Origin of the sequence: Paenibacillus xylanexedens, assembly GCF_017874615.1 — a bacterium.
GTDB classification, from domain to species: Bacteria; Bacillota; Bacilli; order Paenibacillales; family Paenibacillaceae; genus Paenibacillus; species Paenibacillus xylanexedens.
Genome location: NZ_JAGIKV010000009.1, coordinates 155,523 through 177,695 on the forward strand (window position 1 = coordinate 155,523; position 22,173 = coordinate 177,695).

15 protein-coding genes are annotated in these 22,173 nt (G+C 45.8%); 12 read left to right on the forward strand and 3 right to left on the reverse strand.

Features of this window, described 5'->3' with window-relative positions; all coding sequences use genetic code 11:
- The first annotated feature begins 56 nt into the window (after nt 1-56).
- Nucleotides 57-1,592, forward strand: coding sequence for a replication initiation and membrane attachment family protein (locus J2Z28_RS14265; protein WP_211082976.1), 1,536 nt, complete (start codon nt 57-59; stop codon nt 1,590-1,592).
- A 234-nt stretch (nt 1,593-1,826) separates the two neighbouring features.
- Here the strand turns inward: J2Z28_RS14265 and J2Z28_RS14270 are convergent, their stop codons facing one another.
- Entirely contained in the window at nt 1,827-3,473 is a 1,647-nt protein-coding gene (locus J2Z28_RS14270; protein ID WP_211082977.1) for an RNA polymerase sigma factor, read from the reverse strand.
- 133 nt (nt 3,474-3,606) lie between these two features.
- On the opposite strand from J2Z28_RS14270, the gene J2Z28_RS14275 reads away from it, so the two are divergent.
- The 4 genes from J2Z28_RS14275 (at nt 3,607) to J2Z28_RS31805 (ending at nt 6,644) form a co-directional block, all read left to right on the forward strand.
- Entirely contained in the window at nt 3,607-4,203 is a 597-nt protein-coding gene (locus J2Z28_RS14275; protein WP_244988288.1) for a DUF3888 domain-containing protein, read from the forward strand.
- Nucleotides 4,204-4,429: 226 nt separating this feature from the next.
- Entirely contained in the window at nt 4,430-4,891 is a 462-nt protein-coding gene (locus tag J2Z28_RS14280; protein WP_211082978.1) for a hypothetical protein, read from the forward strand.
- 480 nt (nt 4,892-5,371) lie between these two features.
- Nucleotides 5,372-6,211 carry an alpha/beta fold hydrolase gene (locus J2Z28_RS14285; protein ID WP_211082979.1) on the forward strand — a complete coding sequence of 280 codons (840 nt, stop codon included), beginning with the start codon at nt 5,372-5,374 and terminating at the stop codon, nt 6,209-6,211.
- A 1-nt stretch (nt 6,212) separates the two neighbouring features.
- Nucleotides 6,213-6,644, forward strand: coding sequence for a PAS domain-containing protein (locus tag J2Z28_RS31805; RefSeq protein ID WP_211082980.1), 432 nt, complete (start codon nt 6,213-6,215; stop codon nt 6,642-6,644).
- Nucleotides 6,645-7,128: 484 nt separating this feature from the next.
- Here the strand turns inward: J2Z28_RS31805 and J2Z28_RS14295 are convergent, their stop codons facing one another.
- The gene (locus J2Z28_RS14295) at nt 7,129-7,614 is read right to left on the reverse strand and encodes a hypothetical protein (protein WP_211082981.1); all 486 of its coding nucleotides are present in this window, start codon (nt 7,612-7,614) and stop codon (nt 7,129-7,131) included.
- A gap of 292 nt (nt 7,615-7,906) precedes the next feature.
- Between J2Z28_RS14295 and J2Z28_RS14300 the strand changes: the two genes are divergently transcribed.
- Nucleotides 7,907-9,484 carry a class I adenylate-forming enzyme family protein gene (locus tag J2Z28_RS14300; protein WP_211082982.1) on the forward strand — a complete coding sequence of 526 codons (1,578 nt, stop codon included), beginning with the start codon at nt 7,907-7,909 and terminating at the stop codon, nt 9,482-9,484.
- 143 nt (nt 9,485-9,627) lie between these two features.
- Here J2Z28_RS14300 and J2Z28_RS14305 read toward each other — a convergent pair whose 3' ends face one another.
- Complete coding sequence (locus tag J2Z28_RS14305) at nt 9,628-12,450, reverse strand: endo-beta-N-acetylglucosaminidase (protein WP_211082983.1); 2,823 nt, start codon at nt 12,448-12,450, stop codon at nt 9,628-9,630.
- A gap of 212 nt (nt 12,451-12,662) precedes the next feature.
- Here J2Z28_RS14305 and J2Z28_RS14310 point away from each other — a divergent pair, with 212 nt between their 5' ends.
- The 6 genes from J2Z28_RS14310 (at nt 12,663) to J2Z28_RS14335 (ending at nt 22,171) form a co-directional block, all read left to right on the forward strand.
- A complete protein-coding gene (locus tag J2Z28_RS14310; protein ID WP_415841461.1) occupies nt 12,663-14,492 on the forward strand; it encodes a sensor histidine kinase in 1,830 nt (609 codons plus the stop codon).
- 1 nt (nt 14,493) lies between these two features.
- Complete coding sequence (locus J2Z28_RS14315; protein ID WP_211082984.1) at nt 14,494-16,008, forward strand: response regulator transcription factor; 1,515 nt, start codon at nt 14,494-14,496, stop codon at nt 16,006-16,008.
- Nucleotides 16,009-16,289: 281 nt separating this feature from the next.
- The gene (locus J2Z28_RS14320) at nt 16,290-17,762 is read left to right on the forward strand and encodes an ABC transporter substrate-binding protein (RefSeq protein ID WP_017692440.1); all 1,473 of its coding nucleotides are present in this window, start codon (nt 16,290-16,292) and stop codon (nt 17,760-17,762) included.
- A gap of 77 nt (nt 17,763-17,839) precedes the next feature.
- Complete coding sequence (locus J2Z28_RS14325) at nt 17,840-18,769, forward strand: ABC transporter permease (RefSeq protein ID WP_017692441.1); 930 nt, start codon at nt 17,840-17,842, stop codon at nt 18,767-18,769.
- A 24-nt stretch (nt 18,770-18,793) separates the two neighbouring features.
- Nucleotides 18,794-19,714, forward strand: a complete 921-nt coding sequence (locus J2Z28_RS14330) for a carbohydrate ABC transporter permease (RefSeq protein ID WP_017692442.1) — start codon at nt 18,794-18,796, stop codon at nt 19,712-19,714.
- A 36-nt stretch (nt 19,715-19,750) separates the two neighbouring features.
- Nucleotides 19,751-22,171, forward strand: coding sequence for a glycoside hydrolase family 3 N-terminal domain-containing protein (locus J2Z28_RS14335; RefSeq protein WP_211083029.1), 2,421 nt, complete (start codon nt 19,751-19,753; stop codon nt 22,169-22,171).
- Nucleotides 22,172-22,173: the final 2 nt, after the last annotated feature.

A 22,173-nucleotide genomic window follows, 5' to 3' on the forward strand; every position in this document is an offset into this window, starting at 1 on the left:
TCAGACATTTATGATAGAATAGATAAACATACTTTTGGGGAGAAGGAGATCAGGCTATGCGCATGAAGAATCTGCACCATTATACTGAACATCATCGCTACTGCGTATACAGGGAGTTTGGACTTAGCGCCCTGGATGACCGTATGCTTACAGGAGCATATCAGCCCATGGTAGGTGCTTTTGCGGTTGGCTTGTATCGGCTGTTGTTTCAGCATCTTCCCGGTGAACAGGTCGGTTATTCGCCGCTTGAACAGCAACGGAGGCTGTTCATGACGCTTGGCTTGGAGCCAAGTGAGAAAGGGCGCAAATATTTGTTAGAGCAGACATCCAAGCTTGAGGCAGTGGGGCTACTTCAGACTTCACGGCTATATATACCGGAAAATGATGATTACATCTACGAATATGAGCTGCAACCGCCGCTCTCTCCGGTAGAATTTTTCCGGACACAGCATTTGACACTGTTGCTTCGTGACAAGATTGGCAAATTCGCTGTCCTTTCCCTGCGTTCCGGTTTCTCGGCAGTGGAAAATGGGGACGCACCTTATCCGGCAGCCAATAAAGAGAATATTTCCGTACCCTTTTACGATATATTTGAATTGAATACCCATGTGATTGATTACGAGTTGGAGCAAGCATTGTCGGAAGTATCGACTACGGCTCAGCGGACAGGCACGAACGATGCAGCGGAAGAAAACAGTTTGAACTATGCCGACATTATTTTGCGTTTCCCGCGGGAGTCCGTCAATCGCCGCCATGTAGAGCAATTGCGGTTCGATCATGAACAACTGGGCATTGTAAATTATGTAGTAAACAAGTTTAATCTCAGTGTGCAGGATGTATGCCGACTGCTGGACGAAGATGATATCTTCAGTCCACAGGGCCAGCTGATTCTGGATGATCTTCAGCATAAGGCGAGCATGCAGTTCAGACAGACGAAGAAGCGGCATGAGCAACAGACTGTACAGGCAGCCAAGGTCGTGGCACTGAGACAGCATATGGAGGAGCCAGAGCGGAAAGAAGACTCCGGTGAACCACCTGTTGAGCATGGGGTACAGATGGAATATTACGTCGAAGTACCTCCACAATTTATGACCAAGTGTGATATTCATCAATACAATATGATGTTGCGTAATGAGCCGTATACGCGTCTGTTGCAGACGTTCTTCCCAGGAGCAGTACCGGACAATCTGATCGATATATTTGAGAAAATTGATCTGAGCTACAAGTTGCCTGGTGAAGTCATCAATGTATTGATTCATTATTTGATGGCATTGCTTGTATCCGGCGGCGAGCAGCGGATTAACCGTAACTTTGTTGAGGCCATTGCCTCCAACATGCTGCTTAAACAGGTAAACTCATATGAGAAAGCTGTGCAATATATTCGTGATCAGGCCAAGGTCAAAGGAAAACAGGCTGCTGGTGCAGCTGGAACCCGTACCCGTACATACGGCAAAGGAACCAAAGCCAAGCCCGAAATTCCGATTGTACAAGACATAAGCACCGATGGGGATGCCGTATCTGAGGAAGAGTTCGAAGAGATGATGCGATTTGCACAGCAGATGCAGGCGAGTAAGCAAAAAGGAACTTCTTAAATATTTATTATATAGCAAAAAGGCGAGTCCCCCAATTAATGGAGACTCGCCTTTTTGCTATATAAGTTGAATTGAAGAAACGTATTTTTCGTCCAATCATTTCCATACGTTCAGGAGGGGGCCGTGTTAAATAGCGATGTCCTAATCACTTCGTTGGACAGGACAGACAAAGTTTTGTGTAAAAATGGCCACCGTCCGGGAACGACTATTCTTCGTATACATTTCCGAACCGACTTACTTGACCGGCCCCATCCAGGTTGAAATCGTCTTCTGCTGGTGCGGCAACGGCGGTTTCAACTTCCCGTTATCGATCAAATGCTTCAAAATATAAGCGACAAGCCGGCCTCCGCCGGTGTTGCCTCTCACCATGTAAGCAAGCTGCGGCTCCAAATGCTTCGGCTGATTTTGCAGGAACAGCTTGAGCATTTTATCGTAGAGCTTGCCAACAGCAGGCGCATACAGAGCGGACAAATCCGGCATTGCCTTGTTCAACCGATCCAACGTTTGCGGAGAGTCGATCCAGACCGCATTGAACTTGTACCCCTCCTCCGTCTTGCGGATGTACCCCTTCTCCAGCAGGAACGAATATTGCTCGCTGTTCTCTTCGTTGTCGGGCAGTTCTCCTTGTTGGAACGCATGACAAATCTCGACATTCCGGTATTCCAGGGAACGCCAATCCACCTGGCGGTCGCTCCAGTACGTATTGAATTGCCACAAGTATAAGGGGCTGTCTTCGACGTAGCGGAGCGACGGACCGAAAGTGACGTAACTACTCAAATCAAAACCCGGATCGGCATTGCTGCTCGTGTTCAACCCCGCATAGGCAATATACTGACCTCCGTCCTTTCGCATTGGTGCGACCGCATCGAAGTTATCGCCCGCCGGCATGCTCCGCCAAGATTGCTCCTCGACGTTCTTGGGCAGCAAGGTCCAGAGCAGGAAGTTATAGTCGCCGTCCGGAACGTACACTCCGCTATCCTCGACTTGCCGGCGAACTTCCATTAACGCGTCGAAATGAACATCGGCCACTTCGGCGGCGCAATCTTGCCAGAATTGATGACCAGCTACGGCTAACTCGAAGAGGTCCCAGACGATGGTATTGCTTTGATATTTGCCGGGAGAGGTTTGGATGAGAAAATTGTAATCGGCCAGGTGCCGGACTTCGCCTTCCAGCAAAGACGGCGGCATTCCGAGCTCCTCCGCGATTTGATGTACGGTACGCGCCTTATGATAAGCCGCGTAAACGATATTTTGCGCCAAGGCGCGTCCAAGAAAATCGTTGGTTTCGCCCAGGCTGCCGGCCGAACCGGAATGGCCCATTTCCCCCATGCTGACCGGATTGACACTTAAAGTTCCTGTTGCACGCATACGTTTCATCCCTTTCCGTAACTTCTTTTTGGCCTCGCTCAAATGCCACTTCACCGTGTTGACAGGAATATTCAGAGCAATCGCGATATCGCCGATTTTAAGCTCGTCGTAGTAATGCATGACCACGATCCGGCGATGGATGTCGGACAGAAACGCGACTTCTCGGCGCAGCTCGCGGTAAGCTTCGGTTACCAGTAACCGGTCAAGCGGCTCCCGAGAAGGGGCGGCCGACAGTTCGGACATGCCGTTGATTTCGATCGCTTGGGGAGCGTGCGCACGCTTTTTCAACCAATTCACCCAAGTGTATCGGGCAACCGTCCAGACGTAAGCGTCAAGGCTTCTAATGTCCCGCACCCCAGAGAAGGATTTTAACAACTGCAGCATAATCTCCTGAGCCAGATCCTCCGCCTCGGCCCGCTGCTTGACCCGGTTTAACGCAAAACCGAAAACCGGTTTGACATAGCTCCGAATCGCTTCCGCCGCTTCTTTTCCGTTTTTACCAATTGAATCCATCTTTTGCCTCCATAGTTGCATCTGTAATTCCTGACAATTATATAGTGTGCCAGGCGAAATAAAGGTTGGGATTATTTTTAAAAAAATTTGGACGTCCTAACGGATCGCTCATACATGTATAATTACAAACATCATGAATAGATCATTTGAATGGTTAAAAAGACGTTATGAACTTTTTGTTAAGTATATTGGAAAAGAATTAAACAAGTTGAAGATTACTTTAGATGTAAAGGTCTCACTTTTAGTATATAAACATACTTTTTTCTGTTCAACTATGGGAGGATACAAACTAGGAGCACGAGCCGAAGTTCTTCTTCGGGTACTTGGGGTACTCCTTCGTTCCGTAGTATTGCTAACAGTCATCATTTTCTTGATGGCAATCGAGCCTGTTTGTGCAAAGCCAAACGATGAACCGTTGAAAAGGTTAGTACTTACTTTGTTAGCTCCAAAAATACAGGAACAGATTAACCATTACTACAAAAATAAATTAACTGTATCACCTAAATTTACTCCTTTTTTGGATGGAACTAATGTAGACGTTAAATATCATTCTTCACATATTGATGTTCAGGTTAAAACAATCCCGTACGTAGGACCTCATTTGGATGTTGGACTCGACTCGATGAGGTTTAGTATATATAACTCCGGATCAGTAGTGGTTCTTGACTATCAGCACATTAGGGATTATGACTTGCCTCCTAACTGGCAAGAAATTATTAAAACTCGTTAAACTAACGGGAAACGTCAGCTTAATAAAACTTAATAAAACTTAATAAAACTTAAGAAGGAATCAAAGTGATCAGCTGCTGTTTTCAACTACCGGACTGATAATAGAATCGTTACAGAAATGCTGACGACCCTTTTTGTGTACCTTTGTGGATGCTATAGAACAGAAAATTATGTTAAATTAATATAGCTTTATTTATATATTTATTTAAATAAGAGGGGTTTTAGTTATGAATAAAAGCACTTTGTTCGTAGGATTGTCGGCATTATCCTTGGTAGCAGCTGTCACAGTTGTATCTGCAGCACCAACAAATAATGTAGTGGACTCATCTACTGCATCTACACAAGGAGAAGGAATGATTACTCCAATGGCAGTTGATAATGAGGTTGTGAATTCACAGATTTCCGGAAGTGGCTACACGAAGAATTTTAATATCCCTGCAAATTATGAATGGGTTAAAGTTTGGGTTCAAAATACATCTAAGGAGACCTTAACTGTCCGAGTTACTCAAAGTACTCTATCTGGTACTCAAAAAATGTCATTCTCTGTAGCTCCTGGTGCATCTTGGACTGATTATGGAACAAAACCATGGGCAACTGGAACTCACTGGGTTAGCATTAGCACTAAAAACGGCGGTAACATGTCAGGATTGCTCTCTGTTAAACTCGCAAATACGAAGGAAGAGCTTTAATACGGAATAAAATAACTGAAATCGGTATTTGCCTGCGTCAGATGTTGTTTTCAACTAGCAGGCTGACAAAAAAAAGGATCGTTGCAGATATGCTAACGATCCTTTTCTGTATACCTTTGCGGACATTAAAATAAGGTCTTTCCAAAAGTTGTCGAGGGACAAGAACTTGTACCGATTGTCGGAATGGACAAAAAGATGGTCCGTTTATCAATTAGATGTAGATATATACATGTAGATTAAACCTCTGTAAGTACCAAGATAAATAAAAGTACTTACATCTTAAATGCTCGAGAAGGGGAAAGCAGAGTTGATTAGGTACTAAAAATAGGGCATTATAAATAATCAAAAAACTTATCTGCTACAACTCGGCTGTGTGGGGAGGGCGATAGTAAACTCGCAAAGAACATATGTTGATCTTGATAGAGTGGTATAATGATTTAAATGCGAGAAAACCATCGTAACTAGTAGGAGGAAGAGTCAATGGATAATCAACAGATTCTTATCCGAAATAACGTAAAAGTAACGGGCTGTGGTTCTAAGGCTCTTATATTTGCCCATGGGTTCGGCTGTGACCAGAACATGTGGCGCTTAGTAGTACCGAGTTTTGAAGAGAAATATAAGGTGGTGTTGTTTGACTTTGTAGGTTCGGGCAAGTCTGATATTCAAGCGTATGATCCTTTTAGCTATCAGGATTTAAACGGCTATGCCCAGGATGTCTTGGATATTTGTTCCGCATTGGAATTGGAGAGTGCTATTTTAGTGGGTCACTCCGTCGGAGCAACTATTAGTATGTTAGCTTCCATTCAAAGACCGGAATACTTTGATCGGCTAGTTCTTATCGGGCCTTCTGCATGCTATTTAAACGATTTCCCGGATTATATCGGTGGATTTGAACGGGAAGATTTGATTGCTTTATTTGACATGATGGATCGAAATTTTCAAGGTTGGGCAAGTTACCTGGCTCCTGTTATCATGGGAAATACAGACCGACCGGAATTATCCGAAGAGCTGAAGCTTAGTTTTTGCACGATTGATCCTAAGGTGGCACGTCCATTTGCGGAAGCAACTTTCCTATCTGATTACCGTAAGGAAATTAGTAAAGTAGGGGTTCCATCCTTGATTTTGCAATGCTCCGAAGATTTGATCGTTCCGCTGGAAGCTGGAGCCTATGTCCATGAGCAGTTGAAGGGGAGCGAGTTCCGACTGATGGATGCAACCGGACATTGTCCACACTTAAGCCATCCAGATGAAACCATAAGACTCATCAGCGATTATTTTACTTCAATGGATTCAATACAGGAAAGAGAGCAACACACATAATATGGACGAACGGTTAGATCATGCTACCTGCAGTTATCTGTCGCTAGATGGAAATCGGACGATTAGTATGGTGAACGATACCTTTTGTAGCTTGTTAGAATATCAGAAACAGGGGATAATCGGTATCAGCTTTGAGTCACTGCTAACGAAGCCAAGCAAGGTTTTCTTTCAGATTTATTTTTTGCCTCTCATTAATCTTAATCATCACGTTAATGAGATGTATTTAATAATGAAAACAGGTAGTGGCAGAACACTCCCCGTACTCATAAATGCTGAAGTCCGAAAGCGTGGAGACCAATCGGTTTACGATTGTTTCTTAATTCCCATATTGCTTAGAAAAGATTACGAGCAGCAGATTGATCAAGCTGAGGTGGCCTATCAGAAGGCGAAATATGAACTACAACGAATTGAGCAGGAACTTAAAAGGGAATGAATTACATCTTTTTCTAATCTCAAAATCTAGCCCGTTTTATTTTCCTCCACTCTCTAAGAAAAGAACCTAACATAAGTAATATGATCAGTTAATATGTTAGTGACAAGAAAATAATCAACATTTTTTAAGTCACGATTTTAGCGGCTTTTTTATGTAATAGGAACAAGTTTTTGTCCCGATTACCGAAATGGACAAGAACTTGTTCCTGTTACCGATTACGCTTATATCTAATTGATGGTATCCTCCCCGTTAATTCATTAAACTAACGGGAAACGTTAGCTTAATGCTCAAAGAATCAACTGGGGTTACAACTAACGGATAACAATAGGGATCGTTGCAAAAATGCTAATGATCCTTATTGGTATACCTTTAGGGTGGTATGTACTCCAGAAAATACGGACAAAAAAAGCCCAAAAGGGCTACTTCCATAATTGTCATAATAAACTTTTCCTAGCACTCTCGTTGGTAAAAAAAATTATTTCCTTTAACTTTCCCTTGTAGGAGTATGAGTAGCAACTTTCCATTTACCTTCTTCATAGATTAATTTTATTTTTGCAGAGAGCGCCCCCTCGTTGGCACGATACTTACTGACCTCTATGGCAATGTTATTATCTGATTGCTTCTCCTGTTTTTCAATTTTCAGTAAAATCCCTTTAAGCGTGTTTTCAGACTGTTCAGACAGTCCTTCTTCAATCAATTCTTCATAGGTTAGGTTATAAATTTTTACGTTATATTTGCTGTGAAGGTAATCCTCAATGCTTTTCTTATCAGAATCCTTTAATGGAATTCCTTTATCAAAATCTAATGAGATATACTCCATGTTTTCATTAAGTACTGTATCTGTTGAAATTAACTCCTCCAACGCCATACGATAAGGTTCACCTAGTTCATTCTGCTGACTAGAGCCAGTAACACCACCTGCGCAAGCTGATAGTAAAAATAACGCTACAACACTGAGAATAAAATACATTGTCTTTACTTTTATGACAATCCCCTCCTTGATACTCGTTTCCTAAATAAACGTAATGATAACCAGAAATGTTGGATTTCAGTTTAAAAAGCAGCCCAATTTGATCTGCCTAATTAAGCTAGCAAGTAGGTAAATGGCAAGGACCGTCCGTTGGCAGAACTGTAATATCAGGAGAATTTATGAGTTTAATAGAGGATAATGATTACTTATTATTCCAGATATATGCTACTCTCTTTTTATTCCATAGTTTTCTTAACGGAGAAATGGAAATTTAAATGTTGGGGGTAATTGCTTGCTTCTATCCGAACGATTACCAATTGCAGCAAGTATGTACCCTGAGGAACCAGCGTTAATGCGCTATGGGCAAACGATGAGTTATGGGGAGCTTTACGGTCTAGTTGAAAGACTCAGTCATGCCCTGTATGTTGAAGGACTCCGAGCCGGTGATCGCTTTGCCCTTTTAGGTGATCCAGATCCCCAGCTCGTTGTTGCGTTTTATGCAGCAGTTGGGATCGGCGCTATACCGCTCGTGCCGTCTCCTTTGCTAACAGTGCCTGAACTCGCTGCGATATTTCAGGATGCAGAACCACATATGGTTATTCATGATGACCAACATGCTAAAGTAGCTATTGCCACGGTAAAGCTTCTTGGGTATTGTCCAAAACTGTTCACGACAGACGAAGAAGGGACGAAGAGCAGTTCGCTCGCTGCTCTTTTAAAGCAGGAACCTGCGTTATCTCCAAAAGACCATTCCAAACGAAGTGTAGACGATACGGCATTCCTGATATATACGGGTGGGACAACTGGTCGGCCAAAAGGGGTCATGCATTCGCATCGTGGTATGGCTGCTTGGAATCAACTTACGCCTTCTGCAGGCTTCGGTCATGATCTCAAGCGTCGTGTGTTAGTGCTCAACTTATCCCATCTGGTAGGTCAGTTCCAGCTGTGGGCGACCATGGCTGCCGGAGGCTGTCTTGTATTTCTAGACGAATACCCAGCGGATGTACACCGCATTATGGAAGCTGTTGAACGTGATCAGATTACACAACTCAGCACAGTAGGCCAACTGCTTCGTGATCTTACCCGCGAGGCATCCGTAGGAGGTAGAAACTTGAAGAGCCTATCGCTTATTGGCTGCGGAGGGTCCATTATTTCCCCGGATACACTACAGGAGGTCGTATCGCAATTTCCTGAAGTTATCATTGTGAACAACTACTCACAAGCGGAATGTGGAATGTCCATAAGCCGCCTTTTTCCTGCTCAGCATATGGGCGATCCTCATCGCCTTCGATCCGTAGGTCGTCCTGCTGACTTGGCTGCCCAAGGTGAGCAGGCCTTCGAAGTTCGGATATTAGATACGGACGGAAGTGAGACAGTTACGGGCGAGGCTGGAGAAATCGTTGTTCGAGGTGCACAGACCATGCTGGGGTATTGGCGCCAGTTGGAGGCTACTGCCGAGACCATGCCCGATGGCTGGATTCGAACTGGGGATGTCGGTTGTCTGGATGTCGGAGGTTACCTTTATGTGTTTGATCGCTTGAAGGATATGGTTATTGTGGGCGGTTTCAATGTGTTCTGTGCCGAAGTGGAGCATGTTATGGTGAGGCATGAGTCGGTAAGCGAGGCGGCCGTAATCGGACATCCTCTTCCTAACGAAGGCGAGGAACTTGTCGCTTTCATCGTGTTACGGGACGGTGAAAGTATGGATCTGACGCGGGTGCGGGCGTTCTGTGAGCCACACCTTGCTCCGTACAAATGGCCGACTCAACTGTTCATTGTGGATACTTTGCCCAGAACAGCCGTGGATAAAATAGACAAAAAGCAGTTGCGCAAGCATCTATCCTCAATTTCATCCGAAGGACTGTGCTAACGGGAATGCTGTTTAATAGCTGTTGGGCAGAATATTTATTGTTAGATCAACAAGAACAGCCCTTCAACTTCCTTTTGGAAGTGAAGGGCTGTACGTTTTTATATCAACTGGTATGCAGGCGGGCGCGAAAATACCTTGTAGTGTTACCTCAAAATCGTAGTAGCCTGATTGCCCGCATAATCCTCAATAACCAGCTTCAATGAGCTATTGTTGGACGCTGGTGTGAAGGTCAGTTCACTGAGCTTTGTTCTTCCTCGAATGATATACGGGAATTTCTGCGAAACGTAAGTGACTCCGAACTCGCGTGCCACCCCATTTTCATATACATAGATCTTGTACAAGTCCTCCAGATCCGGGAGGGCCAATGTGTACTTTCCATCTTTTACCGTGACCTTTTCCTTAGCGTATGGTGTAATCTGAAGATCTGCGAGCTGTCCGGTATGGGTAACCGGGTTCTGCCCGCCAATGGCGATGTTCAGCACGTAATGTTCACCGTTGGTAGGAAGTCCGGTCAGGACGGCAGATTGTTTTCCTTTTTTGACTTGAAGCGACTTGGTGAAAGGTTCTTTTGTGTATTCAGTTTCTAGCGTGAGTTGAATAGACTCATTGCCTTTACCTTTGTCTTTATTTTTATCCTTGTCCTTATCCGTATTCTTATCTTTGTCTTTGCCCGAGTCTTTCACTTTCTTCGGGTTTTTCCAGCTTACAATAGCATCGCCATTCTTTTTGAATTTCACATCAATATTCTGAACGGCTGTATTCAGATCGTATGGCAAGACGTTTGATTCACTTTCGGTACCGTCTGCACCAACAGCACGTATAGACAGTTCACCAGACGGCTGTTTTAGCGATTTGATATAAAAAGTGGAATCATACACGCCGCCTACATAGGCGCCATTTTCATATAAATTGTATTGTTTGACCTCTGAATAGTCTTTCATGTCCCATGCGACAACCAGTTCATCGGTGTTGGTCAGTGCTTTGACAATATGGAATCCGGTCGGTGCATCCGGTACAGTCGCTGAACCGTCGGACATACGGATCTCGCCAATATTCATCTGATAATTCTCGATAGACTCGCCATTCGGGTCGAAGGATAATCCCATAGCGGCAATGGTTTTTCCATGATAGGCGCTCAAATCCAGCGAAGTTGTCTTCCAGCCTTCCGTATGCTGGCCTGACTGAGGCACTTCCACATTGACCACGTTGGATGGATCATCTTCGAAGATCAACCCAACATGCAGGGAAGAAGTGTCACTAGTGGACGGTTTATTATACGTCAGCTCCAGTTTCGATTTTCCGTTGACGGACAGGTCGGTTTTGTACAGGCGCAGGAAGTTCTCCGCGTTCAGTGTACCGTTCACCACGAGAGAGCTGCCGCCATTAAACGCGCCAATGGAGTCATAGTTGTACCTTGCACCTTTCTCGTAAGATGGACCGTAGTCAAAATCAACATTGAGCTTGTCACCTTTACTATCCATCCACCATTGCCAAGTGACAGGGATATCCTGAATGTTGATATTCGACCATTCTTTATCGTTCGAGACAGCGCCGTCTTCATAATATTTCAGGCCGTGGCCCGTATTGAAGCTGGTTGCAAAATTGGAGCCATTGATAACGGATCGCTCGGTAAGATAAGCTGCAATTCCATCCCAATTTGCACCGGATGCATACACATCCGACAGATCGGCAGAAGCATTACGACGTGCATCTGTCGGGTCTTGATTTGGACCAGACCACCAGGCACGATCGCGTACAAAGGTCATCCACTGGTACTCATCCTCAGCTCTGTGATTGGTGCTGCCATCGCCCATCTCTTCATCCAGAGCGTTGTGGGTGAAGTCGGCACCCAGTGTCGCAATGCTATTCATCGGTTGACCGTTCTCATCCAGGTTATGGCGCAGATCATAGGATTGCTTCCAGCGGCCGAATTTGTCATGTCCACCTTCGACACCAGCAAATACGGTTTCCAATGGATCCAGTCCCAAGCTAAGGGCATGGTCACGGGAATCGCGGAGCATCTTGTGGTTCCATACATAGTTCAGGAAGATGGAATCCGAGACTCTGCCGAGAACGGAATCCTGCACAAAGGGGCTATTAAGCCCATTGAATTGGTTCTGGTATTGAATTTTGCCTGTTGTATTGATGGTGGAATCATACCACTGAACGTACAGGCCTTTATCTCTTAGATATTTCATGAATTTCTTGTAGGAAGCGATATCCTCAGGGGCTACACCCCGGGCAACCTCTTCCTGATTGAAGAAATATCCATCGTAGTTGTAGTATTCTGCCATCTCGGCCAGTTTCTCGGCCACAGGGAAATTACCGTTTTCATCCTGGATCAGCATTTGTTTGTACGTCTGCGGTCCACGGTCATTGTCCGAGAAAAAGATGTTGGCAATGGACTTAACGCCGTTCTTGTGGGCTGCATTGGTGTAGGCCGGATTCGGAATGTTCAAAATGCCAAACTCGAAATATTTCTCCGTCCATTCCTTACTCGGGTCATACAGCTCCTCCGGTACTCCGGCAGAAGCCATGCCATGCCAATAGCTGTAGTAGTCTGTATATTGCCAATAATTGAAGAGGTACTGGCTGAATTCATTGGTATAAGGTGTGCTATCGAAGAATGCATTGCCGTAATCACCACTCATTGTGAACAGTTGTGTGTCCGGGCTAAGCTCAGGATAAGCCTGTGTGGCAGCGAACGCTTCATTACGGGGCTGCAAGGGAACATGGGCACGGAGGAGATCACCATGGATATCACTTTCCGGTGTCCAGTTCAGAATCTGTGCTGAGGTGTATCCATGTTGATAGGGCTGATTCACCCCTTTGGCGCTTTCACCTGTGTAAGGGAGCGTATCTCCTGCATAAACGGATGATACAACAACTTGTCCAAGCAGAGCCGTAGTCAGGATCATGGCCGTTACCTTGGGAATGAGGGCTTTTCGTTTGAGTTTGCGTGTCATGCTGTTCCTCCTTCAAGTGGAATGAATGTAAGGTATTCTTTTACACAAAGCTAAACTTATGGTTAACGATAGTGGATGAAAGCGTTTTTAAATAGGGTGAAATTAAAGAAACACAGATATAAACTAAAGAAAAGTTGCAGGTGACAAGTTAATGTCAGAAGCCTGATGGTATAATTCAAGTCAGGAAAACAGCATCGGAGGGAACAGGCGACTTGAAAATTGTTAGCGTTTACAATAATTTCTTCAAAAATAATATGTTTATGAAAATGCTCCTGATTTTCTCGATGATATCGATTGTCACGATCATTACGTTATCTTATATCATCTTCCTGTCGGTGTCCGACTCCACGATTCGCCGGGAACTGGCGATCCAGAAAGCGGCGATGGAACATGTGGATCGATACATTCATCAGCAGTATGAATCGGTGCAAAACATGGTGAGGGACATGCATCAGAATGAGGCGCTGTCCGCCAACATTACTTATCTGATGAATCATTCGTACGCTGAATATGTTCAGCACATGACCAATGGATATTACGCTAATCAGGATGACTATTCGGCCGATGTATTGAAACATTTTCAAAATATTATGGATCGCAATTCGCAGATTAATCAACTCATGTTGTATAGCGCTGAGCAGCAGGATCTGTCTACCTTTAATCAACACAAGCAGTTCCGCAAGCTGGACGCCAATGTAGCTCATTCCTATATTCCGGACGTGATGGCGATGGAAACGCCCAATATCAGTGCACCCAACTACTGGATACGCAAAGAGATTAATCAATGGGACCCTGCGCTCTACTCCATCCGCGTACCGATTAACAATACACAGACTCTTCGGAATCTGGGCCAATTTCTTGTCTTCTTTGACTCAGAAGGAATCGGTAATGCGCTGGACAACTACGAGAGTAATCTCAAGGGAGAAATCGTGGTGTTATCGGCGAAAGGTACAGTGTTATTTGACTCCAACAATCATTATTACGGGAAGAAGTATCCCTACGTGAATGTAGCCGATTCCCTGTTTGATCAGACGGATATGGATTCAATGAAAAAGGAGCAGAACATGTACGTGAACAAGTTTGTCTCCGCGGATCAGGGTTATGTGGTCATTGGCACCGTTCCGGTAGAAGAGATGGCTGAAACCTATGCGGGTATTCGCAATACCATCATCTCGATCAGTATCGTATGTATTCTGTTTGCCGTGCTGGTTCCGGCGTTTTTCATTATTAACTTTGCCAAACGAACCCGCCGAATCATTCGATTCACTCAGAAAGTAAAATACGGCAATCTGACGGCTCGCATCGACGATCCGCGAGATGATGAACTGGGGCAGATCTCACATAGCTTCAACGATATGCTGGACGAGCTGAATCTGTACATTGAACGGGTCTACAAAGCCGAGATCAAACAGAAGGAGACCGAACTGGTCGCGTTACAGGCGCGTATCAACCCTCATTTTCTCTACAATACGCTTGAAGTGATTCGGATGAGGGCCATATCCCAGGGGGCGAGAGATGTCGGCGAGATGATCTATAGCCTATCTGTATTGTTCAAGAGCCTGGTACAGCAAAAGAAAAATTATACGCTGAAGGATGAGATGGAAGCTTGCCGTTTGTATCTGGAGTTATTCCGAATCCGCTACAAGGATATTTTCATATATACGATCCAGATCGATGCTGCTTATTATCAACACCCTGTAGTCAAACTTTCGCTGCAGCCTATCATTGAGAATTATGTCGTGCATGGCATTCAGACGGAACGTTCGGATAACCGCTTATCCATCTTTGTAGAAGAGACGGATGATGTGGTGCAGGTGGAAGTCAGAGATAATGGCAAAGGCATTGATCCTGCACGCCTGACGGAAATCCTTGAAGAACTGGAACGTCCTGAAGAGTCCGGTCAGATGTTCGGGCTGCGCAGTGTTCATAGTCGATTGCGCTTCCTGTATGGGCCAGAGTTCGGTATCACCATAGAGAGCACCCTCGGAGAAGGAACACGGATCAGGGTGCGTTATCCACATACAGAAGGGACAGGTGTGTAGTATGTACAAGGTGTTTATTGTGGACGATGAGCCATTCATCATTGAAGGCTTATACGATATTGTGGATTGGTCTTCATTTGGTATGGAAATTGTGAGCCATGCAGGTAATGGGCAGGCGGCTTTACACGCGCTCTCTTCTCAGCCTGTGGACATTCTGATTACGGATATATCCATGCCACTCATGAATGGTCTAGACCTGATTCGGGAAGCAAGGCGAGTGCAACCTGAGATTAAGGTCATTATCCTGAGTGGTTTCAATGAGTTCGAATATTTGAAGGAAGGCATGCAGCTGGGGATCGAAAACTATCTACTCAAACCGATTAATGTGGAGGAACTGGAATCCACGCTGAGCAACACAGCGTGCAAGCTGGATCATATGGTGTCACCTCAAGCCGATGATGCTTATGGTATTCAGATTCTGAAAGATAACATCCTTCATCGATGGCTTACCGGACAGATTGCAGCTACTGAATTTGAGGAACGCGCCCAGTTTATGAACCTTTCGCTGGATGCACCTGATGTTGCCGTGGCCATTCTGCGTGACAAAGGGCAAGCTTCTGGTATGTTCGAACGTGTAGAGGAGATGCTTAGAGACAGACGCCATCTGAACGTATTTCATGATATTGATGGAGACATCGTCATTATTGCGAATATTCAGGGTACGAGTGACGAGGAACAGAAGTTGATGGATGGTCTGCAGGCATTATCTGATGAGATAACCGTAACCCATCCGGCGGCACGCATTGGAGCAGGCAGATTGATGAAAGGGCTATACCATGCGCCGACCAGTTATGCCGAGGCCAAAAAGGCACTCCAGTATGTGATGATTTATCCTGATCTTAAAGTCATCGACCATGCCATACTGGAAAGATGCGGAAGTTCCACGGCGACCTTTTTCATTGATTGGAGGGAATACGCCAAACTCATTCTGTCCCGCAATACAGAACAACTTGCCGACAGGATTCGCATGGATTTTGAACAGCATCGCGATGGGCTTACACCTGGGGAGTTACAGAATACCGCACTGGAAGTTGTGATTCGCTTCAAAATGGAACTGGAGAGCATCAAACACTCGGATGAGTCTGCCATATACCAACAAGGGCTTCAACTTGTACTGGACAGTGGCACTTTTGATGAACTCGTGCGGGCGCTTCAGCAGGTTGGGTCGCAGACGATCCAATCCCTATTGCAGGATCTGAAGAATCCAATTGTGAACCAGGTGCTTCAGCATATCGACAAACACTATGCAGAAGAGCTTTCCCTGAAGCTGCTGGGTGCCCACTATCATCTGCATCCGGTGTATTTGGGACAATTGTTCCATAAGGAAACCGGAGAGACGTTTGCCGAATATATCAACAAATACCGGATTGAACGTGCGAAGGAGCAATTGCGTAATTCCAATCTGAAGGTACATGAGATCGCCCGAAATGTAGGGTACTGGGAGACAGGGTATTTCTATAAACAGTTCCGCAAATATGTGGGAATTTCACCGACTGATTACAAGGTGTTTGGTTAATTCGGTGACGGGTAGATCCAACTGTGCGGACGGAGATCAAAGAGACATATCGGGAACAGGAATGGCATGGATGAAAATCATGGCATACGTTACCCGGCATGTCTCTTTCATGTAAGCGATTTATTGAAATAGGTACCAAATAGTTACCCAAGGACGATTTCTCTTTAATTTGTACCTCGAAAACTTAAGTTTATCTTCTTTTTGTAAATGCTTTCATTCGATAAGGTTAAAGCAGTTAGTAAGTAGAGCCTAAAGGAACACGAAAAGGGAGGATCAAAGAAATGAGTAAACAAAGAAAACGCTTCTCACTCGTTCTTGCATTGTTAATGGCCGTTACACTTGTTCTTAGTGCCTGTGGAGGAAGCAAAGATGCTTCGGAATCCGAAGGAGCTGGTGATGACGCGGTAGAGTTGATCTGGTATACCATCGGTACCCCTCAGAAAGACGTCAACAAAGTGATGGAAGAAGTGAGCAAGTATACCAAAGAGAAAATTAATGCCACGGTAACGATGAAGATGGTTGACTGGGGTGACTACCCGCAGAAGATGCAGGTTAACGTAGCATCCGGTGAGCCAATGGACATTCTGTTCACCTCTTCTGGTGGATTCGATTATGTACAAAATGCCAGAAAAGGTGCATTCCTTGAACTGGATGACTTGCTTGCTAAATACGGTCAGGATATCACCAAGACCATTGATCCTGCATTCCTCAGCGGTTCGAAGGTAGACGGACACAATTACGGAATTCCAGCCAACAAAGAACTGCCTCAACAAGAGGTATGGCGTTTTAACCAAATGCTGGTTGATAAATACAAGCTGGACATCTCTGGCGTTCGTACGTTAGACAGTCTGGAGCCTTTACTGAAAACGATCAAGGAAAACGAGACGAGTGTAACACCTTTTGCCATGGATAAGAACTATGTTCCTTACGTGCCGTATGACTATGTCATTCAGAATCTGCCAATGGCAATCAAGCTGGATACAACAGACTATAAGCTCGTGAACATATTGGAAACACCTGAAATGAAAGAAGCACTTACTACGATGCACAAATACTACAAGGCTGGTTATGTATCGGCAGAAGCGGCAACAACAGGTTCCACCAATGATCTGACGACATCAGGCAACTGGTTCCTGGATCGTGCACAGACACAGCCGCTCGCGGATAATCAATGGTCTGCAAGTTACGGTTATCAAGTCGTTTCAACACCTGCAAGTGAAGCAATTATAACAAATACATCTGTACAAGGCTCTATTATGGCGATCTCGGCCAACTCGGAATATCCAGAGAAAGCGATGGAGTTCCTGAACCTGCTGAATACAGATCCTGTGCTGCGTAATATGGTGGATTCCGGTATCGAGGGCACACACTACAAAAAAGTGGATGACACGCATATGGAAAATCTGCCTGAATCGAAAAACTACGATATGCCTTCATACTCCCTTGGGAACAATATGCTGCTCTATCTGAACAGCAATGACCCGGATAACAAATGGGATGAGTTCAAGAAGTTTAACGCTGAAGGTATCAATTCCCCGATCCTCAGCTTTAACTTTGATGCAAGCAATGTATCGTCCGAACTGACGGCGGTACAGAACGTGAAAGAGCAATATTGGGCAGCACTGATGACAGGTACACTGGACCCGGGAGCCAATCTGGATCAAGTGATTGAGAAGTTCAATCAAGCCGGACTGGAGAAAGTAATGGCTGAAGCCCAAAGCCAGCTGGATGCCTGGAGAGCGGAAAACAAGTAACAGTACATCGTAAGGATCGGGCGGCTGCTTATCGCGTCCGGTCCTTTTTTATTCAAGCCTGAAGGAGGATATCCACAATGACTACATTTTTGAAAAACCTGATTAGAAACCGAGTCATGTTGTTCATGGTGCTGCCAGGCGCCATCTGGTTCTTCTTCTTCTCCTACTTGCCACTCGTGGGCACCGTGGCTGCTTTCAAGCAATATCGGTTCAGTCGTGAAGGATTCTGGGCAAGTTTGATAAAGAGCGAATGGGTTGGCTGGGATAATTTCAAATTCCTGTTCAGCACAAGTGATGCATGGCTGATAACGCGTAACACCCTTTTTTATAACATCGCCATTATTTTCCTGGGGCTGGTATTCTCTGTGGCATTGGCCATCCTGCTCTCGGAACTGGTTAATAAACGACTCGCCAAACTATATCAAACGGGCATGTTCCTGCCGTATTTTCTATCCTGGGTTATCGTTGGTTACTTCGCATTCAGCTTCTTGAGCATGGACCGCGGGATGTTGAATCAGATTATCGGCTGGTTTGGGATGGAACCAATTCAGTGGTACTCTGAGGCGAAATATTGGCCGTATATTCTGGTATTCGTAGCGTTATGGAAAACCATCGGGTATAGCAGCGTTGTCTATCTGGCTTCCATACTGGGGATTGATAAATCACTGTATGAAGCAGCCATGATTGATGGAGCAAGCAAATGGCAGCAGATTCGCAATATTACGATTCCGTTGCTATCGCCCATCATCACGATTATGACCTTGCTGGCCGTAGGGCGCATTTTCTATGCCGACTTTGGACTGTTCTATCAGGTACCAAGGGATTCGGGTACGCTTTATTCTGTGACAAATGTTATTGATACGTATGTATATCGTGGTTTGAAAACTAGTGGTGAGATTGGCATGAGTACGGCTGCCGGATTGTATCAATCCGTCGTGGGCTTTGTGCTTGTTATTATCTCCAACTATGTTGTTCGCAAAGTAGATAAAGACAGCAGCCTATTCTAGGACAAGGGAAAGGAGTGAACCACAATGGCTCAAGCTCAACTCGTTAAAAAACGCGACTTCCACCACGTATCCAGCGGCTGGAACGTGATTATGAACATCATTGCCGGTCTATTCGCTCTGATCTGTGTATTTCCTTTTGTATTTGTAGTCATCATCTCGTTTACGGACGAGAAAGCACTGGCACGTGATGGGTATCGTCTGATTCCGGCAGAATGGAGTCTCGCGGCATATCAGTTTGTCTGGCAGAGTGGGGACACGCTGCTGCGGGCGTATGGAGTTACCATTCTGGTGACGGTACTTGGTACTATTATCAGTCTGATTCTCATGTCGCTGTATGCGTATGCGGTTTCCCGCAAGAGCTTCAGATATCGGAGATTTTTCTCCATCTTTGCAATTCTTACCATGCTGTTCAACGGCGGGATGATTCCAACCTATATGGTCGTATCCCAGCTGCTTGGGTTGAAAGATACGTTATGGGCACTGATTCTGCCGCTGGCGATGAATGCCTTCTATATTATGATCCTGCGTACATTCTACTCCACCAGTGTACCGGATGCAGTCATTGAATCGGCGAAGATTGATGGCGCCGGTGAGTTCTATACCTTTATGAAAATCGTGGTTCCACTCTCCTTGCCGGGACTTGCAACCATCGGGTTGTTCAGTACACTCGGTTACTGGAATGATTGGTTCAATGCGCTGTTATACATCGATAATCCGAATCTGGTACCACTGCAATCTATGTTAATGCGGATTGAATCGAGTATACAATTTATCCAGCAGAACTCTGCTAACAGTTCAATGAGTCTGGCAGCCATGCAGTCCATTCCGCAGGATACGTCCCGAATGGCGATGGTTGTGCTTGCTACGTTGCCGATTATATTCGCTTATCCTTTCTTCCAGCGTTATTTCGTACAGGGTCTGACGGTGGGCGCGGTCAAAGAATAACCGGATCACGTTATAGGATTGGAGAGATGCAGATTGATGACTTACAAGGATCAAAGCAAATCCGTAGAGGAACGGGTACAACACCTGCTTAGCCTGATGACTACGGAAGAAAAGGTAGGCCAACTCACTCAGCCATTTGGCTGGCAGACATATACGAATGATCAAGGGAACATCACGTTAAATGATTCCTTTAAACAGCAAGTGGAAAATGGGGGCATCGGCTCCCTCTATGGTGCACTTCGCGCAGATCCGTGGACTGGCGTTACGCTGGAAAATGGACTATCCGCCAGAGAAGGCGCTGAGGCGGTCAATCTAATTCAACGTTATGCAATAGAACATTCCAGACTGGGGATTCCCATTCTGATCGGGGAAGAGTGCTCGCATGGGCATATGGCCATTGACGGAACAGTCTATCCTGTCCCCCTTTTACTGGGGAGCACCTGGAATGTGGATCTGTATCAGGAGATGTGCCGGGCAGTAGCACGGGAGACACGTGCTCAAGGTGGTGCGGTCACCTATTCTCCGGTACTAGATGTTGTGCGTGATCCGCGCTGGGGACGTACGGAGGAATGTTTCGGTGAAGATCCGTTTCTCATTGGAGAGTTGGCAGTTGCTTCCGTAGAAGGGCTTCAGGGTGAAAGTCTTGACCGTGGAGATACAGTAGCGGCAACGCTGAAACATTTTGTTGGTTATGGCAGCTCGGAAGGTGGACGTAATGCAGGGCCTGTACATATGGGCTGGCGCGAACTGCTGGAAGTGGATCTGTATCCATTCCGCAAAGCGGTAGAAGCAGGTGCTGCGTCGATCATGCCGGCATATAACGAAATTGACGGCACGCCTTGCACCGTGAATACGGAATTGCTGGAAGATGTATTGCGTAAGGATTGGGGCTTTGACGGTCTGGTCATTACGGATTGTGGCGCGATCAATATGCTGGCAAGTGGGCATGATGTCGCGGCAGATGGAATGGAAGCTTCCGTACAGGCGATTGAGGCAGGCATCGATATGGAAATGTCCGGTGAGATGTTTGGGCAATATCTGGTGCAGGCGGTGGCAGAAGGCAAGCTTGATGTGAAGATTCTGGATCAGGCTGTCTCTCGTGTGCTGGCATTGAAGTTCAGACTGGGTTTATTCGAACAGCCTTATGTGGATGCCGATCAGGCAGCAGAAGTCATTGGCAGTGAAGCGCATGTTCAGCTGGCACGCCAGTTGGCTGCGGAAGGGGTTGTGTTGCTCAAAAATGAGGCTGACACGTTACCTCTATCGATAGCCAATGTGGGCCGGATTGCCGTCATTGGCCCAAATGCGGACCAGGCTTACAATCAACTCGGCGATTACACGTCGCCACAACCGAAATCCAAAGTAGCTACCGTGCTGGATGGGATTCGGATTAAGCTGGCTAACCGTGTTCTTGAGCACACGAACGAGGTCGCTGATCGTCATGGGATGCATGAAAAGGATGACCGTCCGGCTGGATATGGGGATAATCATGCTGCGAAGAATTTGGCAAGTGATCTAGAGCGTGATTCATCCGAGGTACTTTATGCACCAGGCTGCCGGATCAAAGGTGATTCGAAAGAAGGATTTGAGCGTGCAATCGAAGTTGCCAGCCAGGCGGATACGGTCATTATGGTGGTTGGCGGTTCCAGTGCGCGTGACTTTGGAGAAGGAACGATTGATCTGAAAACGGGCGCTTCCAATGTATCGGATAACTCATGGAATGATATGGAGTGTGGCGAAGGGATCGACCGTATGACGTTGGGTCTTGCCGGAGTACAGTTGGAACTCATTCAGGAGATTCACAAGCTCGGCAAGAAGCTTGTCGTTGTTTACATTAATGGTCGTCCCATCACTGAACCTTGGGTAGATGAACATGCCGATGCGATTCTGGAGGCGTGGTATCCGGGTCAAGAGGGCGGGCATGCCATTGCAGATATTTTATTCGGTGATGTGAATCCGTCAGGCAAATTGACGATCTCCATTCCGAAGCATGTCGGACAATTACCGATCTATTATAACGGCAAACGTTCCCGAGGCAAGCGTTACCTCGAAGAGGATCTGGAGCCTCGTTATCCGTTCGGATACGGACTTAGCTATACCACATTTGAGTACAGTGAACCGAAGTTGAGTGACGCGTCCATGACAGTTAGTGATTCAGTTACAGTATCGGTGAATGTGACCAACACTGGCCGTTATGCAGGTGCAGAGGTTGTACAGATGTATATATCCGACGTGGTTAGCTCGCTGACTCGTCCGGCCAAAGAACTGAAGGGGTTTGCAAAAGTGAACTTGGAGCCTGGAGAGACACAGACCGTGGAATTCCGCATCGGAGCGGAGCAGTTACAGTATATTGGTCGTGATTTGAAGCCTGTCGTTGAACCGGGACAATTCCATATTCATATCGGCAGCAGCGTTAACGATACGCAAATGGCCGAACTGACCGTAAGGGAGGCGTAAGA